At 72.4% G+C, this 15,304-nt stretch carries 14 protein-coding genes and 1 tRNA gene; 7 read left to right on the top strand and 8 right to left on the bottom strand.

Annotation, left to right across the window (positions count from 1 at the left end; translation table 11 throughout):
* The first annotated feature begins 124 nt into the window (after positions 1–124).
* Positions 125–1,408 carry an MFS transporter gene (locus NR111_RS08450; RefSeq protein ID WP_256820613.1) on the top strand — a complete coding sequence of 428 codons (1,284 nt, stop codon included), beginning with the start codon at positions 125–127 and terminating at the stop codon, positions 1,406–1,408.
* Here the strand turns inward: NR111_RS08450 and NR111_RS08445 are convergent.
* Entirely contained in the window at positions 1,405–2,016 is a 612-nt protein-coding gene (locus NR111_RS08445) for a flavodoxin family protein (protein ID WP_256820552.1), read from the bottom strand. The two genes, NR111_RS08450 and NR111_RS08445, sit on opposite strands and share 4 nt — an antisense overlap.
* A gap of 133 nt (positions 2,017–2,149) precedes the next feature.
* Here NR111_RS08445 and NR111_RS08440 point away from each other — a divergent pair, with 133 nt between their 5' ends.
* Together NR111_RS08440 and NR111_RS08435 are read left to right on the top strand one after the other, a co-directional pair.
* Positions 2,150–3,955: a thiamine pyrophosphate-requiring protein gene (locus NR111_RS08440; protein WP_256820551.1), complete on the top strand. Its 1,806-nt coding sequence runs from the start codon at positions 2,150–2,152 to the stop codon at positions 3,953–3,955.
* Positions 3,952–4,122 (top strand): hypothetical protein, encoded by a 171-nt coding sequence (locus tag NR111_RS08435; RefSeq protein WP_167457817.1) that lies wholly within the window; start codon positions 3,952–3,954, stop codon positions 4,120–4,122. Before NR111_RS08440 ends, NR111_RS08435 begins: the two co-directional genes overlap by 4 nt.
* Here NR111_RS08435 and NR111_RS08430 read toward each other — a convergent pair.
* Positions 4,123–4,194: transfer RNA gene (locus NR111_RS08430), tRNA-Gln, on the bottom strand.
* Between the two features lie 205 nt (positions 4,195–4,399).
* Here NR111_RS08430 and NR111_RS08425 point away from each other — a divergent pair.
* Entirely contained in the window at positions 4,400–5,071 is a 672-nt protein-coding gene (locus NR111_RS08425; protein WP_067713378.1) for a TetR/AcrR family transcriptional regulator, read from the top strand.
* A 44-nt stretch (positions 5,072–5,115) separates the two neighbouring features.
* Here the strand turns inward: NR111_RS08425 and NR111_RS08420 are convergent, their stop codons facing one another.
* Positions 5,116–5,682 (bottom strand): HdeD family acid-resistance protein, encoded by a 567-nt coding sequence (locus tag NR111_RS08420; protein ID WP_256820550.1) that lies wholly within the window; start codon positions 5,680–5,682, stop codon positions 5,116–5,118.
* 117 nt (positions 5,683–5,799) lie between these two features.
* On the opposite strand from NR111_RS08420, the gene NR111_RS08415 reads away from it, so the two are divergent.
* The gene (locus tag NR111_RS08415) at positions 5,800–6,489 is read left to right on the top strand and encodes a TetR/AcrR family transcriptional regulator (RefSeq protein ID WP_083249785.1); all 690 of its coding nucleotides are present in this window, start codon (positions 5,800–5,802) and stop codon (positions 6,487–6,489) included.
* 13 nt (positions 6,490–6,502) lie between these two features.
* Here NR111_RS08415 and NR111_RS08410 read toward each other — a convergent pair whose 3' ends face one another.
* The 5 genes from NR111_RS08410 to NR111_RS08390 are packed head-to-tail and all read right to left on the bottom strand — an operon-like array spanning position 6,503 to position 10,409.
* Entirely contained in the window at positions 6,503–7,075 is a 573-nt protein-coding gene (locus tag NR111_RS08410; protein WP_256820549.1) for a class I SAM-dependent methyltransferase, read from the bottom strand.
* A complete protein-coding gene (locus NR111_RS08405) occupies positions 7,072–7,863 on the bottom strand; it encodes a PIG-L deacetylase family protein (protein ID WP_256820548.1) in 792 nt (263 codons plus the stop codon). Before NR111_RS08405 ends, NR111_RS08410 begins: the two co-directional genes overlap by 4 nt.
* Positions 7,860–8,894 (bottom strand): acyl-CoA dehydrogenase family protein, encoded by a 1,035-nt coding sequence (locus NR111_RS08400; protein ID WP_374210703.1) that lies wholly within the window; start codon positions 8,892–8,894, stop codon positions 7,860–7,862. The genes NR111_RS08405 and NR111_RS08400 overlap by 4 nt, the downstream gene beginning before the upstream one ends.
* 27 nt (positions 8,895–8,921) lie before the next feature.
* Positions 8,922–9,671, bottom strand: coding sequence for a glycosyltransferase (locus NR111_RS08395; RefSeq protein ID WP_256820547.1), 750 nt, complete (start codon positions 9,669–9,671; stop codon positions 8,922–8,924).
* Positions 9,672–9,677: 6 nt separating this feature from the next.
* Positions 9,678–10,409, bottom strand: coding sequence for a vitamin K epoxide reductase family protein (locus NR111_RS08390; RefSeq protein WP_256820546.1), 732 nt, complete (start codon positions 10,407–10,409; stop codon positions 9,678–9,680).
* A gap of 129 nt (positions 10,410–10,538) precedes the next feature.
* On the opposite strand from NR111_RS08390, the gene mfd reads away from it, so the two are divergent.
* Together mfd and NR111_RS08380 are read left to right on the top strand one after the other, a co-directional pair.
* The gene (gene mfd / locus NR111_RS08385; protein WP_256820545.1) at positions 10,539–14,213 is read left to right on the top strand and encodes a transcription-repair coupling factor; all 3,675 of its coding nucleotides are present in this window, start codon (positions 10,539–10,541) and stop codon (positions 14,211–14,213) included.
* Positions 14,210–15,181 (top strand): MazG nucleotide pyrophosphohydrolase domain-containing protein, encoded by a 972-nt coding sequence (locus tag NR111_RS08380; RefSeq protein WP_256820544.1) that lies wholly within the window; start codon positions 14,210–14,212, stop codon positions 15,179–15,181. Before mfd ends, NR111_RS08380 begins: the two co-directional genes overlap by 4 nt.
* The last annotated feature ends 123 nt before the right edge of the window (positions 15,182–15,304 follow it).

Raw genomic sequence — 15,304 nt, 5'->3', positions numbered from 1 at the left:
GGATGGGTCCGGGTACGTCCGGCGAGGGGACAGGCTCCCAAGGCGGACAGAGCCCCAAGGATAGAGGGTGACTCCGACGATTCGAACCGTCTTGAGGCGGAGTGGCCTGCCCCGCGTGTCAGTCCTGAGGCGCCAGTTGGCGGATACCCGGCCACTGCGGCAGCCGGACTTCCGCAGGATGTGGCTCGCCAACATCGTCACGGTCATCGGGGCGCAGTTGTCGATCGTCGCGGTGCCGCAGCAGGTCTTCGAGATCACCCGCAGCTCTGCGTATGTGGGGCTCACCGGCGTGTTCGCGCTGGTGCCGCTCGTGGTGTTCGGCCTGTGGGGCGGCGCGCTGGCCGACGCCCTCGACCGGCGTCGTCTGCTCATGGTCACCACCACCGGGCTGATCGTGACCGCACTGCTGTTCTGGGCTCAGGCCGCGGCGGGCAACCGGAACGTCTGGGTGGTGATGGTGCTGCTGTCGGTGCAGCAGGCGTTCTTCGCGGTCAACCAGCCCACCCGCTCGGCGATCATCCCCCGGATCGTCCCCTCCGACCAGCTGGCCTCCGCCTCGGCCCTGAACATGACCGTGATGCAGTTCGGGGCGATCGTCGGGCCCCTGTCCGCGGGCATCCTCATCCCCGTCCTGGGACTGTCCACGATGTACCTGTTCACCGCCGTCGCACTGCTGGCCACGCTGTACGCGGTGTTCCGGCTCCCGCCGCAGCCGGTTGCGGGGGAGCGCGGGTCGGCCGGGCTGCGGTCGGTGATCGACGGGTTCGCCTACCTGGCCACCCGTCGCATCCTCCTGGCCTCGTTCCTGGTGGACATCATCGCGATGGTCTTCGGCATGCCGAGGGCGCTGTTCCCACAGATCGCCACCGAGTCCTTCGGCGACCCCGCGACCGGCGGGACCGCCCTCGGTCTGTTGTTCGCCGCGATGAGCGTGGGCGCCGTGGCCGGCGGGGTGTTCTCCGGGTGGATCCCGCGCGTGCGCAGGCAGGGCCTGGCGGTGCTGGTGTGCGTGGCGCTGTGGGGCGCGGCGATGGTCGCGTTCGGGGTGTTCGTGGGCGCGGCCTCGCCCGGCGGCTCCGCGTGGTGGCTGTGGCTGGCGCTCGCCGCGCTGGCGTTCGGCGGCGCCGTCGACATGATCTCGGCCGCGTTCCGCCAGGCGATCCTGCTGGATTCGGCCACCGACGAGATGCGCGGCCGGCTGCAGGGCGTGTTCATCGTGGTGGTGGCCGGCGGTCCGCGGATCGGCGACGTGGCGCACGGCGTGGCCGCCGCGTCGGTCGGCACGGCGGTCGCCGCGTCGGGTGGGGGCGTGCTGGTGGTGATCGGCGTGGTGATCTGCGCGATCGCCTTCCCGGCGTTCCTGCGCTACACCGTCCGCAGCGCGGTCGAGCGCGGCACCAAGGGTTAGACCGCCGGGTACTGCTCGCGGCGCAGGAACCGCGCCAGGTGCACCGCGTTGGACGACAGCGTGGTGATGGTCGAGGCCACGGCCGACGGCGTGGAGTCGAGGTCCTTGTAGTCCACCGGGTTCATTGCCTCGTTATTCCAGTAGGTGCAGCCCTGCGCCGGGATCGTGAACCCGATGTCGTTCAGGCCCTGGAACATGTCGGCGACGATCTTGTGCGCGCCGTCCTCGTTGCCCACCACCGCGACCACGGCGACCTTGCCGAACATCGCGGGACGGCCCTCGTCGTCGGTGGCCGACAGTTGCGCGTCGAGACGCTCCAGCACCCGCTGCGCGATGCTGGACGGATTGCCGAGCCACGTCGGCGTGGACAACACGAGGACGTCGGCGGTTCGGACCTTGTCGAGGATGGCGGGCCACTCGTCGCCGTCGCCCATGTCGTCGTCGACCCCCGGACGGACGTCGTGATCCGCGACCCGGACGGTCTCCCCGGTCACGCCGTGACCGGCGAGCTCGTCGAGGACCTGCCGGGCGATGAGGTCGCTGCTCGACTCGGCGGGCGAGGCCTTGAGCGAGCACACCAGGGCGAGTGCCTTGAGATCGGTGTCCATGCCCGGACGATAGGACCACCCCACCCGCCGGACAACCGGTTCCGCGGGCCCGCGCCACCATGACCGGTGGAGGGCCGCGGGTGCGCCCCCTACGGTGGGGCCACTACGGCTGACGAGCGGAAGGGGCACGCGTATGACCACGGACAGGACGGTGGCCGACCTCGTCGTCGAACGACTGGTGGCCTGGGACGTCGAACGGATCTACGGCTACGCCGGGGACGGCAACAACCCGCTGCTCGGCGCGTTGCAGCGCGCCGAGATCGCCCCGACGTTCGGGCGGGCCCGCCACGAGGAGTCGGCGGCGTTCATGGCGGTGGCCGACGCCAAATATTCGGGCGCGGTCGGGGTGGTGACCTCCACGCAGGGCCCCGGCGCGATGCACCTGCTCAACGGCCTGTACGACGCCAAACTCGACAGCGTGCCCGTGGTGGCGCTCGTCGCGCAGCAGCACACCAGCGTGCTCGGTTCGGGTTACCAGCAGGAGATCAACCTCGGCAACGTCTTCGCGGACGTGGCCGGGCCGTACCTGCAGACGGTGTCGTCGGCCGAGCAGGCGCCCATGGTGATCGACCGGGCGTTCCGCTCCGCGTTGACGCACCGGACCCCCGTCGTCGTCATCCTTCCCCACGACGTGCAGAACGCGGAGGCCCCGGAGCTGGGCGAGGACCTCGACCAGGAGCACGGGGTGGTGGTCACCGCCCCCGAATGGACCCACGGGGTCACCGCCCCCCGCGACGACGACGTGGCGCGCGCCGTGGAGGTGCTCGACGCGGGGGAGCGGATCGCGATCCTGGCCGGGCGCGGCGTCGCCGGTGCGCAGGCGGAACTGATGGAGCTCGCCGAGCGCCTGGACGCCGGCGTGACGATGAGCCTGTTGGGTAAGCCCTACGTGGACGAGTCCTCGCCGTTGGTGGGCGGGACCATGGGCCATCTGGGGACGACGGCGAGCGCGCGCATCCTCCAGAACTGCGACACCCTCCTCATCGTCGGATCGAACGACCCCTGGACCGAGTTCTACCCGGAGCCCGGGCGGGCGCGGGCCGTGCAGATCGACCTCGACCCGGTGCACCTGGCCAACCGGTATCCGATCGAGGTCGGCATGGTGGGCGACGCCGCGGCAGCGCTGCGCGAGCTCACCGGACGCGTGGCCGATCGCGACCGCTCCGCCTGGCGCGGCGACGTGGAGAAATGGGTGGGGCAGTGGTGGGAGATCTCCCGGATGCGCTCCGGGGTGCCGGCGCGCGGGCTGAACCCGGAGCTGGTCGCGCGGCGACTGGGCGAGCGCCTGCCCCACGATGCGCGGCTCGCCGTGGACGTGGGCAGCAGCGTCTACCACTACGTCCGACAGATCAGCCTGCCGACGACCGTCCCTGCGCACCTGTCGAGCACGCTGGCGTCGATGGGCTGCGGGATCCCGTACGCGATCGCCGCCAAGGCCACCGCGCCCGCCAAGCCCGTCGCGGTCCTGGCCGGCGACGGGGCAATCCAGATGCTGGGGATCAACGAGCTCATCACCGTCTCCGAGGCGTGGCCGAGCTGGGAGGACCCGACGATGGTGATCGTGGTGCTCAGCAACCGGGACCTGGCGGAGGTGAGCTGGGAGCAGCGCGAGAGCGAGGCCCAGCCGCGGTTCGCCCGGTCGCAGGACGTGCCGCCGTTCGACGTGGCCGGTTACGCCGAGCTGCTGGGGCTGCGCGGGGTGCGCGTGGACGACCCCGACCAGCTCGTTCCCGCCCTGGAGGAGGCGTTCCTCGCGGACCGGCCGACAGTGATCGATGCGATCACCGACCCGGACATGCCGTTGCTGCCGCCGTTCCCGCACGGTAGAGAGATGGCGGAGTCGATGCGTACGGGCCTGCTAGCGGAGGGTGCTGCCGGAGAGCACGCCCTCGAGCTGCTGGAGGCCTACGCCCGGATGGAAGAGGAGCGATTCACGTGACCGGAACGAACGTACCCGGGCAACCCGGGCAGGACCCGGCCTTCCAGCCCGATGCCGAGGTGGAGAAGAAGCCGCGGCGCGCACGGCAACCGGCGTTGGCGGTGTTCGCGATCATCGCGATCCTGTTGCTGGTGCTGGCCGTGGGGATCTTCGGCGGGATCTTCTAGCTCCCCCGCCAGGACTCGAACCTGAAATGCCTGAACCAAAATCAGGAGTGTTGCCGATTACACCACGGGGGAACGGCCCGCGAACGGGCCGTCACCAGTCTGGCACATGAGATCGGGCCCATCGGTGCGCACCTGCGCACCGATGGGCCCTGGCCGCCGTGAGCAGCAGTGTTGCCGCCGGTCGGGGGGGAGCGGAATTCGCGCGTGGCTATCCTCGGGGTATCAGAAAAAGGGGTGGGGCATGACGGGCGTGGGCGTACCGACACCGAGGACCAGGATGTCCGCCGCCAAGCGGCGGCAGCAGCTGGTGGAGGTCGGCCGACGGATCTTCGCCGAGAACGGCTACGACGCCGCGACGGTGGAGGACATCGCCGCCGCGGCGGGCGTGTCCAAGCCGGTGGTCTACGAACACTTCGGAGGCAAGGAGGGGCTCTACGCGGTCGTGTGCGACCGCGAGCTCGCCTACCTCGGCGCGGAGATCACCGAGGCGCTGCAGGGTGAGGGGTCGCGGCGGCGCATCGAGCGCGCGGCGATGGCGCTGCTGCGCTACGTCGAGGAGCGCACGGACGGCTTCCGTATTCTCGTGCGCGAATCGTCCCCCGTGGGTGGGGGCTCGTATTCGACCCTGCTCAACGACGCCACCGCCAGCGTGACCTACATCCTCGAGGAGGAGTTCGTCGCCCGCGGGTTCGACCCCATCACCACCAGTGTGTACGCGCAGGCCCTGGTCGGGATGGTCTCCGGGACCGCCCAGTGGTGGCTCGACGCCCGCACGCCGCCCAAGGAAGAGGTCGCCGCGCACATCGTCAACCTCTGTTTCAACGGCCTCTCGCATCTCGATCCCTCGCCGACGCTGGAGGTCGACGTCCTCGAGAAGTACAGCGGGCCGAGCCACCCCGGTGGCACACCGCAGGGTCGCGACATGCGCCCGGGGCCCGGAAGCCCGTAGTAGGTCGCTCCCCGGCCCTTGCCGGGGGCTGAGGGTGGCGCGGTTCAGGCTGCGACGGCCACCCGGCCATCGAGCCGGTCGGAGTCGGCGCGGAGACGGAACGCCACGGCGGCCATGACCGCGCCGACGGCGAGACCGAACCAGCCGGCGAAGGTGAGGACCGTGTCGACCGCCGCCGGGCCCACGACGCCCAGCCCGAGTCCCACCACCGCCAGGACCACGCCGAGCGTCACCATGACCCACGAGTCGGGGATCTCGGAGCGCAGGGTCTGGGCTCCGTAGGCGACGAGGGCGCCGGAGGCCACCAGCCAGGCGGCGAACAGCAGGATCAACGCGGTGGCCGAGATGCCGGGCCAGAACAGGACGACCAGCCCGAGAATCATGAATCCGGCGCCGGCGAGGATGAGGCCACCGCGGCCGGGGGTCCGTTCCGGAAGTGCCACTCCGGTCGTCATGGTCATGGCGCCGTCACCGATGGCGAAGGCCGCCACGAGGAACACCGCGAGCGTCATGCCCGTGGTGGGGGAGGCCAGTGCGGTCGCGCCCAGGGCGATCGCCAGTGCTCCGCGGATGAGTTGGACCCACCAGTTCCGGGTCAGTGATTCGATCATTTCTCCACCTTTCCTGCGCTGGCGTCTGCCGTCGCGCGGTACTGTAGTGATCACTACGGTAAGTGTGATCCGGGGCGATTCGCAATGAGTCGCCGGACACAGGGAGCGGGGGAGCGAATGGCGGGGAAGCCAACGGGGTCCACTGGCAGGCGCACCCGTGCCAAGGGCCGGGAGTCCCGGCGCCGGATCATCGAGGCGGCCGCCGAGGTGGCCGGTGAACGAGGGTATGAGGGGACCTCGATCGCGCAGGTCAGTAAGGCGAGCGGGCTCCCGGCGAGCTCGATCTACTGGCATTTCGCGGACAAGGACGCACTGCTGGCGGCTGTTGTCGAGGAGAGCGTCGAGCTGTGGCTGGGCCAGGTCACCCGCGGGGAGGGCGAAGCCCTGCGGGAGCGCGTGACCGCCTTCTGCCTGGGCGTGGCCCGGACGTTCCGCGAGTCCCCGGACTTCCTCCGGCTGGGCCTGATGCTGGCGCTGGAGCAGCGTCCCGTGGAGCCGGCCGCCCGGGGAATCTATCTGCGTCTGCGCGGGGACGCCCTGGAGCGCATCGCGGCGGAGTTCCGGCGGGTCCGTCCGCGGCTACCCGAGGCGGATGCCCGGGTGCTCGCCACCTATGCCCTCGCAGGAGGCGATGGGATCTTCCTCGCGTCCCTGACCGGGGACGCCGACGTCACGGAGCTGTTCCGGCTACACACCGAGGCGATCGTGCACCTCGTCTCTCGAGCCGAGGCGGAGGCGGAGGCGTCGGCGTCCGAGTCGGCTTCGAAACCGCAGCCGGAGTCGACGCCGGAGACGCAGGCGGACTAGTTGCAGCCGGCCATCAGGTGCGACGGAAGACCTCGAGGACGAAACCCTCCTCGCGGTGGTGGACGAGCCGCGTGAGGTCGACGCGGCGTGCGAGTGCGGCGTGGACGTCCTCGCCGTGGCAGGCGTGGTCGTCCGACCGCCCCAGCCAGTGGCAGGCCGCGACGGTCCCACCGGGTTCGGCCAGCCGCAGCAGCGCCGTGAGTAGGTCGTCGAGCCCGTCGACCGGCGTGTAGTAGAGGAACTCCGAGAGCACCAACAGGTCGCAGGACCGTCCGGGCCACGGGTCCAACGCGTCGGCGGTGCGCACGTGCACGTGGTCCAACCCCGCGCGGTCGATGCGCGCGCGAGCCTGCTCGGCGGCGGTGTCGACGACGTCCACCGCGTGCACCTCGTCGCAGTGCTCGGCGAGCATCTCGGTGAGCACCCCCACCGAGCAGGCGGGCTCGAAGCACACGCGGTACCGCTGTTCGGGGAGAGAGGCGACGAGGAGCCCGTAGCGCCGCAGTTCGTACCACGAGCCGGCGAAGTCCCAGGGGTCTGCCGACCCGGAGTACATCTCCTCGAAGTAGTGGCCCGGGGTGCTCACCAGAACACCGTCTCGGAGCGCGTGACCAGGCGGTCGAGGATCCAGTCGGGCAGGATCGCCTCGTCCCCCGGCCGATCGGACAGCGGAGCGACCTGGGTAACGAACTCCGCGACGGCAGCGTGCTTGGCGGCGAGTTCGGCGTCGGTGAGCACGACGCGGCGCCGCCGGTTCCAGGGCACGCGCCGATCGCCGGGCTCGGCCCAGTGCCAGGTCCACACCGGGTACTCCGCCAGGCGCGCTCCGGTGGCGGCGCAGGCCCGGGCGGCCGCGCGTCCGGAGGCCTCGTGATCGGGGTGGCCGTCTCCGCGCCACGTGCTGAGCACCACGCAGTCCTCGCCGGGGACGTCACCGATCGCCTCGGCGATCGCGTCGGCAAGACGCGTCTCGTGCCCGCGGACCCCGCCGTCTGGCAGTCCGGCCCGCACCGGCTCGGGAAGGCTCAGGGCCGCGCAGGCGCGTCGGCTCTCGGAGATCCGCAGCGCGGCGAGCCGCGCGGGCGTCACCGTGGGGGAGTCGGGGTGCGAGGCGTCGCCGTCGGTGACGGCCACGATCACCACCTCCACCCCGGCTGCGGCGAACCGGGCGGCGGTGACGCCCACGCCGAGGATCTCGTCGTCGGGATGCGGCGCGACCACGACCACCCGCCGGACCCCGGACGGTACGGTCAGCTCCGGGTCGGCGGCACGCCCGCCGAACCAGGCGTCCCAGGCGGCGTGGGGAGTGCCGCGGTCGTCGAGCCCGATGCCGGTCCAGTGGGTGGAACCGCCCTCGGCGGGATCGGTGGTCATCGCGCCCACCCGCCGTGGGTGCGGGCGGTGGCGCCCAGCCCGGCGAGGTCACGCTCGGCGTGGAACTGCCGGATGTACACCTCGGCGTCGAGGACGTTCTGCCCGTGGCGCGGGTCCATCGCGAGCGGTCCCGGGCCGAGCGCCCGGCCGACGCGTCGGATGGTCTCGTCCACCGCGGCCTCGACCATCGCCCGCACGCGCACGGCCCGGTGGCGCGCGACGGTGAGGTCGGCGCCGGGTCCGTCGCGATCGACTTCCGCGGCGGCGGCGTCCAGCGCCCACGACGCCCCTCCCAGGGCCACGTCCACGGCGCCGAGGTGGGCCGGCGCGTGGGGGTCGACGTCGGGCCGGGTCGCCCGCGCGATCAGGGGCCGGGCCACGGCGATCCCGGCGCCCAGCCAGCAGGCGGCAACCCCGATCCCACCGTGCCAGAACCCGGCCCGCTCGAGGTAGGAGCGGTGGTCCCCGACGGAGCGGGCCGGCACGTCGGTGAATTCGACGGAGGTGGTACGGCTGCCCGCCATCCCCGGGTGCGCCCAGCCGCCCGCCCGGGGCGCGACACCGGGCTGACGCAGGTCGACGGCGAAGAGGCGCGGCTCGTCGTCGTCGAACGCGGTGACCAGGGCGTGCGTGCACACGTCGCCGCCGGAGCACCAGGCCTTGACCCCGTCGAGCACCCACCCGCCGCCCGAGTCTCCGCCCGAGCCCCCGCCCGAGCCCCCGCCCACGCGCCGGGCGCGGAGCACGGGCATCGGCGGTTCGGCAGCCCACACGCCCCACAGTTCGTCGCGCCCCACGCGGGTGCCGGAGATCTCGGCGAGGATCGCGTCGGCGTCGGCGTGGGCCTCGACCAGGCGGCCGGCGGAGACGTCCCGGGTGCACATCGCGGTGAGCTCGGACCATCTCGTCCGGGTGTCGCCGCGGGCGGGCAGGGGCAGGTCGGCGCGGCCGGCGCGGACCCATTCGCGGGCCAGGTCGGCGGACGAAGCGGCGTCCGGGGAGCCGCCGGGGGGCACGTCAGTGTTGCTCACGGGGCCTCCTTGCTCGCGGACACGCGGTCATGACGCGGTGGTCCCTGCGCTGGCGGCGCGTTCGGTGGTGGCGCATTCCGTGGCGGCGCATTCCGTGGCGGCGAGGTGGCCGGCGAAGCCCCCGGGGGCGCGCGCGGTCCGGCGGGCCGAGGTCATCACCGGCGCGGCGGTGGACCACGCCACCGTCCGTCCGGCCTCCTGCGCGCGCCGGACCAGCTGGACGTCCTCGTGGACAGGGAGCGGGTCGAAGCCGCCGAGCTGCCGGTAGGCGCGGGCGGAGATGCCGATGTTGGCGCCGTGGATGTGCCGGTGGCCGGGGCCCGGGTGGTAGCCCTCGAGGTAGCTCAGCCGGGTGGCGGGGGTCCAGTCCGACCAGTCGTCGACCGCGATCAGGCCCGCCACCACGTCGGCGCCGGAGCGGGCGACCGCCAGCTGGTCGGTGAGCCACGTGCGGGGCACGCGGGAGTCGGCGTCGGTGGTCGCGTACCAGCGCCGCGAGGGGGACGGCACGGAGCCGGGCGCCGACGATGAGGGCCGCCGCAGCGAGTCGAACCCGCGCGCGCGGGCGATGCCGACGTTGCGGGCGCTCGTCCGCACGATCCGGGCCCGGCCCCGCGCGATCTCCTCGGTGGCATCGCGGCAGGAGTCCAGCACGACCGTCACGGTCACCGGGACCGGGGTGGCGGCGGTGCAGTCCTCGAGCGCGTCGAGGCAGCCCGCCAGCAGGTCCTGCTCATCGTGGGCGGGGATCACGACGTCGACCCCGGTGTACTCCACGGCCGGTCAGAGGTTGGCGAAGAAGTCGGCCCAGTAGAAGTCCCAGAACGCCCACAGGATGACCCCGGCCACCGCGAGGTACCAGACCACCACGGGCACCAGGTGCCACCGCTGCAGTGCGCGCACCCACCGCGCCCGGGTGAGCTTGGCCAACACGTGCAGCAGCGTGTACCAGAACATGGGGATGGTGGCCGCCCACACCACCATGCACCACGGGCACAGGACCCGGATCTGGAAGATCGACTGGTAGGCCAGCCAGTGGACGAATCCGGCGGCGAACGTCAGCCCGAGCAGCGCACCCACCCAGTACCAGCGCGGGAACCGCACACCCGTGGCGGCGGCGACGCCGATCGCGATCACGATGCCGAACCCGATCAGCCCGATGAACGGGTTGGGGAACCCGAACGCCGCCCCCTGCTCGGAGTTGATGACGCTCTTGCAGCTCATGAGAATGGAGAAGTTGCACGCCGGCGTGTAGTCCGGGTTCTCCAGCAGCCGGATCTTGTCCAGGCTGAGCTCGAACGACGCGACCAGCGCGAGGGCCGAGCCGAGGGTGAGGAGCACGCCGATCCACCGGTCGGTGAACACGCGCGCGCCGATCGTGTCGTGGGCGGCGTCGTCGGCGGTGGCCGCGGCGGGGGAAATCGTCACCGGGCCGGCGGGGGCGCCCGTGGGGTCGTCGTGCCCGGGTTCGACGGGCCGGGGGTCGACGTGCTCGGCGTCTGTGGTCTCGCGCATACGCACAGGCTACAGGGGCGGGTGCGCGGTTAGAGTGGTGGATCTGCGGCCCTTCAGGTGTGCGTCCCACTACCCGTGCGACCCGCACACCCCCGCTCGACGAACCCCCTACCCGGAGGATCCACACGCGTGACCACCACCGCCCCCGCCACCACTCCCGCGGCCGCCGCACTGTCCGGTCTGGCGGGTGCGGTCCTGGCCAACCCGGCGCTGACCGACCTGCGCGACGGTCTGGACCGCGACGCGGCGGTGGTCCGGGCGCCCGAGGCGCTGCGGCCGTTCCTCGTCGCCGCCGTGGCGCAGCGCGCCCCGTTGTTGGTGGTGACGGCCACGGAACGCGAGTGCGAGGAACTGGCCGACGAACTGTCGGGGCTGTACGACGACGAGGTGGCGCAGTTCCCGAGCTGGGAGACCTTGCCGCACGAGCGTCTCTCGCCGGCGGCGGACACGATCGGTCGCCGGCTCGAGGTGCTGAACTCGGTGTTGTCGGGGCGGCCCCCGGGGATCGTCGTGGCGGCGGCGCGGTCGGTGGTGCAGCCGATCTCGCCCGGCGCGGCCCGCCGGGAGCCGGTGCGGCTGGCCAAGGGCGCCGAGCTGGACCCCACCGACCTCATGGTTCGGCTGGCCGAGTTCGCGTACCTGCGTGAGGACATGGTCGCCCGGCGCGGGGACGTGGCGGTGCGCGGCGGCATCGTGGACGTCTTCCCGACCACCGCCGACCACCCGCTGCGCATCGAGTTCGACGGCGACACGATCGCCGAGATCCGCGAGTTCTCCGTGGCCGACCAGCGCTCCCTGCCCGACGGCGAGGTGGAATCCGCGGTGCTGTTCCCGTGCCGCGAGCTCCTGCTCGACGACGCCGTGCGGGCCAGGGCGGGGGAGCTGGCCGCCGAACACCGTGCCAACCCGACGCTCGCCGAGCTGCTGGACTCGCTGGCCGAGGGCATCCCGCGCGACGGCATGGAGGCCCTGACCTCGGTGCTCGTGCCGGAGGACATGACGACCCTGCCGATGCTCATGCCCGCCGACACCCGCGTGGTGGTGTGCGACCCGGACAAGGTCCGCCGCCGCGCCGCCGACCTGGCCTCCGCCGGTCGGGAGTTCCTTGAGGCCTCGTGGACCGCGGCCACCATGGGCGGCGACGCCCCCGTGGACAGCGAGACGCTGGACCTGTCCGGGTCGGGCTACCGCACCTTCTCCGCCGTCCGCTCCGAGGCCACCGAGGCGGGCCGCGCGTGGTGGCAGCTCGTCCCGCCCGGGTTCCTCACCGACCCCGAGGACGGCGCGGTCATCACCGTCCCCGCCGGCGACCCGCCCGCCCCGCGCGGCAAGGACTCCGAGATGGAGGCCATGTTCGTCCGGCTCCGCGCGCTCGTCGGCGGCGGCGGCCGGGCCGCGATGGTCGTGCCCGGTCACGGCACCGTCGCCCGCATCCTGGAACGCCTGTCCGAGGCCGAGGTCCCCGCCACGGCCGCGACGGCGGGATCCGAGCCCGCCTCCGGACTCGTGTCGGTCTACGAGGCCGTCCTGCACGGCGGGTTCTCGCTCACCACCGGCGCTGGCGCCGCCGGGGTGGCCGATGACCTCGTCGTCGTCTCCGAAACGGACCTCACCGGCAACCGCCTCGGCTCCACCACCCGCCCCAAGGCCCGCCACTCCAAGCGCCGCAACCAGGTCGACCCGCTGGCACTGAAGGCCGGCGACCTCGTCGTCCACGACCAGCACGGCATCGGCAAGTTCGTGGAGATGGTCGAGCGGCAGGTGCGCGGCGGCGACGGCTCCTCGCGGCGCGAGTACCTGGTCATCGAGTACGCGCCCGGCAAGCGCGGCGCGGCCGGAGACCGGCTCTACGTGCCCATGGAATCGCTCGGCCAGCTCAGTCGCTACGTCGGCGGCGAGGCACCGACGCTGTCCAAGATGGGCGGCGCCGACTGGCAGAACACCAAGCGCAAGGCCCGCAAGGCCGTCCGCGAGATCGCCACCGAGCTCGTCCAGCTCTACGCCAAGCGGCAGTCCGCGCCCGGGCGCGCCTTCGGCCCCGACACCCCGTGGCAGCGCGAGATGGAGGACGCGTTCCCCTTCACCGAGACCGTCGACCAGCTCACGGCGATCGAGGACGTCAAGCACGACATGGAGAAGACCGCCCCCATGGACCGCGTGGTGGTGGGCGACGTCGGCTACGGCAAGACCGAGGTCGCCGTGCGCGCCGCGTTCAAGGCCGTGCAGGACGGCACCCAGGTCGCGGTGCTGGTGCCGACCACGCTGCTCGCGCAGCAGCACCTGGCCACGTTCGCCGAGCGGATGACCGGTTTCCCCGTGACGATCCGTGGACTGAGCCGTTTCACCTCCGACGCCGAGGCCAGGAAGATCCTCGCCGGGTTGGCGGACGGGACAGTGGACGTGGTGATCGGGACACACCGGCTGCTCGCCACGGGCGTGAGGTGGAAGAACCTCGGCCTGGTGATCGTGGACGAGGAGCAGCGCTTCGGCGTGGAGCACAAAGAGCACATCACGTCCCTGCGCACCCACGTGGACGTGCTCACCATGTCCGCCACCCCGATCCCGCGCACCCTGGAGATGTCGCTGGCGGGCATCCGCGAGATGAGCCAGATCCTCACCCCGCCCGAAGAGCGGCTGCCCGTGCTGACGTATGTGGGCGCGCACTCGGACAAGCACGTCGCCGCCGCCATCAGGCGCGAGCTGCTGCGCGAGGGGCAGATCTTCTACGTCCACAACCGCGTGCGGACCATCGACTCCACCGCCGCGAAGATCCGCGACCTGGTGCCCGAGGCGCGCGTCGTGGTGGCGCACGGGCAGATGGGGGAGGAGCAGCTCGAGCAGACGGTCGGCGGCTTCTGGAACCGCGACTATGACGTGCTGGTGTGTACGACCATCGTCGAGACGGGCCTGGACATCTCCAACGCCAACACGCTCATCGTGGACCGCTCCGACCAGCTTGGCCTGTCGCAGATGCACCAGCTGCGAGGCCGCGTGGGCCGGTCACGTGAGCGCGGGTACGCCTACTTCCTCTACGACCCGGAGAAGCCGCTCACCGAGACCGCGTACGACCGGCTCGCGACGATCGCGCAGAACAACGACCTCGGGGCCGGTATGGCCGTGGCGATGAAGGACCTCGAGCTGCGCGGCGCCGGCAACGTTCTGGGTGCCGAGCAGTCGGGGCACATCGCGGGCGTCGGCTTTGACCTCTACATCCGTCTCGTGGGCGAGGCGGTGGAGGCCTACCGCGCGGTTGCCGACGGGGAGAAGGTCGAGGTCGAGGAGGAAGTCGGCGAAATCCGCATCGAGTTGCCCGTCGACGCGTACATCCCGGTGGAGTACGTCGACGGCGACAGGCTGCGGCTGGAGGCGTACCGCAAGCTGTCGCAGGCTAGGGAGGCCGCCGATATCGACGCGGTGGTCGAGGAGCTGCTCGACCGCTACGGGCCGCTTCCGGCCGAGGCCCGCCGCGTGGTGTCCGTCTCGCGGCTGCGGTTGGTCGCACAGAAGTACCGGGTCCGCGAGATCGTCCTGGCCGGCTCGCGCCTGCGCGTGGGCCCGCTCGACCTGCTGGACTCGCAGCAGATGCGCCTCAAGCGCATGTACCCGGCCGCCCAGTACCGGGCCACGCAGAAGACCGTGCTGCTCCCGCTGCCCAAGGCGGCCGGCGCGCGTGCGGGTGCCGGTGGGGAGAAGGCGCGCGACGACGAGATGCTGCAGTACGCCGCCGACTTCCTCACGGCGATGGCCGGGGATCCGGAGGGGTCGAACCCGGTGATCCAGCCGGAGACGGCGCCCGCGTCGTGACCGGCGGCGTGGACTCGGGCGGCGGCGGGGGCGGGCACGGAAGCCCCGGCGGCGCCCGCGGCCCCAGCGGCCCCAGTGGCCCCGGTGGCGCCGGCGGCGCCCGCGATCCCCGCCGAGAAGAGGATTTCGCACGAGTCCACTCGACCGATACGGGCGAAACCCTCTTCTCGACGGGCGGCGGCGACCGGCTGGCCGAGGCCGTCGAGGTGATGGCCCGCATCCGCCGCGACGGCGAGTGGGAGTCCGCCCAGACCCATGCCTCGCTCCTGCCGTACCTGCTCGAGGAGTCGTGGGAGCTGGTCGACGCGGTGGCCGACGGCGACCGTGACGAGCTGGTCTCCGAGCTCGGCGACCTGCTGCTCCAGGTGCTGTTCCACTCCGCGATCGGGGCCGAGCGGGACGAGTCGCCGTTCGACGTGCAGGACGTGGCCGGGGCGCTGCTCGACAAGCTCCGACGCCGGGCGCCGTACTGGTTCACCGACGGGCCCGGTCGTGGGCCCGGGGCCCTCGATGCCGCCGAGCAGGACCGACTGTGGCAGGAGGCCAAGGCCGCCGAGCGCGCCGGTCGCCCGCCGCGCGGTGTGGTCGAGGGGATCTCCTGGGACATGCCCGCGCTGGCCCTGGGGCAGAAGGTGCTCGAGCGCGTCCGGTCGGCCGGGATCCCCGACGATCTCGTGCCCGATCGGATGCGCGTCGTCCACGTCGATGCCGGGGGGTTGTTCCACGCCGCCGCCCACTCCGCCGACGAGGCCTCCGACGCCTCCGACGCCGCCGCCCACGACGCCGACGGCTCCGACGAGGCCTCCGACGCCGACGGCTCCGGCTCGGCGGAGGTCGAGTACCGACGGGTGGTCCGCGAGTTCGCCGAGACCGTCAGCGCCGCGGAGTCGCGGCTGCCCGTGCCCGCGGCCGAGGCCAGCGCTGACGACTGGCGCGCCGCGTGGCCCCACCGCACCAGCCGGTACTGATCCGCACCTCGGGACCACCCGCCTCCCGCACGCCGCCGACCAGCCCGCCGCCGAGCCGCCCACGGGTGCGCCCGGCCGATGGGTGGTCCTCGCAGTCACCTGCTGAGGGGTATGGCCTCACTC

The sequence above is a fragment of the Dietzia sp. Die43 genome, from assembly GCF_024519835.1.
GTDB classification, from domain to species: Bacteria; Actinomycetota; Actinomycetes; order Mycobacteriales; family Mycobacteriaceae; genus Dietzia; species Dietzia kunjamensis.
The sequence above is the reverse complement of the archived record's forward strand: the minus strand, read 5'-3'. Positions and strand labels throughout refer to the sequence as shown.

Excerpts from the sequence above, each read along its gene's own strand:
- NR111_RS08445 (WP_256820552.1), bottom strand. The coding sequence starts at position 2,016 with ATGGACACCGATCTCAAGGCACTCGCCCTGGTGTGCTCGCTCAAGGCC.
- NR111_RS08440 (WP_256820551.1), top strand. The coding sequence starts at position 2,150 with ATGACCACGGACAGGACGGTGGCCGACCTCGTCGTCGAACGACTGGTG.
- NR111_RS08425 (WP_067713378.1), top strand. The coding sequence starts at position 4,400 with ATGTCCGCCGCCAAGCGGCGGCAGCAGCTGGTGGAGGTCGGCCGACGG.
- NR111_RS08420 (WP_256820550.1), bottom strand. The coding sequence starts at position 5,682 with ATGATCGAATCACTGACCCGGAACTGGTGGGTCCAACTCATCCGCGGA.
- NR111_RS08415 (WP_083249785.1), top strand. The coding sequence starts at position 5,800 with ATGGCGGGGAAGCCAACGGGGTCCACTGGCAGGCGCACCCGTGCCAAG.
- NR111_RS08405 (WP_256820548.1), bottom strand. The coding sequence starts at position 7,863 with ATGACCACCGATCCCGCCGAGGGCGGTTCCACCCACTGGACCGGCATC.
- NR111_RS08390 (WP_256820546.1), bottom strand. The coding sequence starts at position 10,409 with ATGCGCGAGACCACAGACGCCGAGCACGTCGACCCCCGGCCCGTCGAA.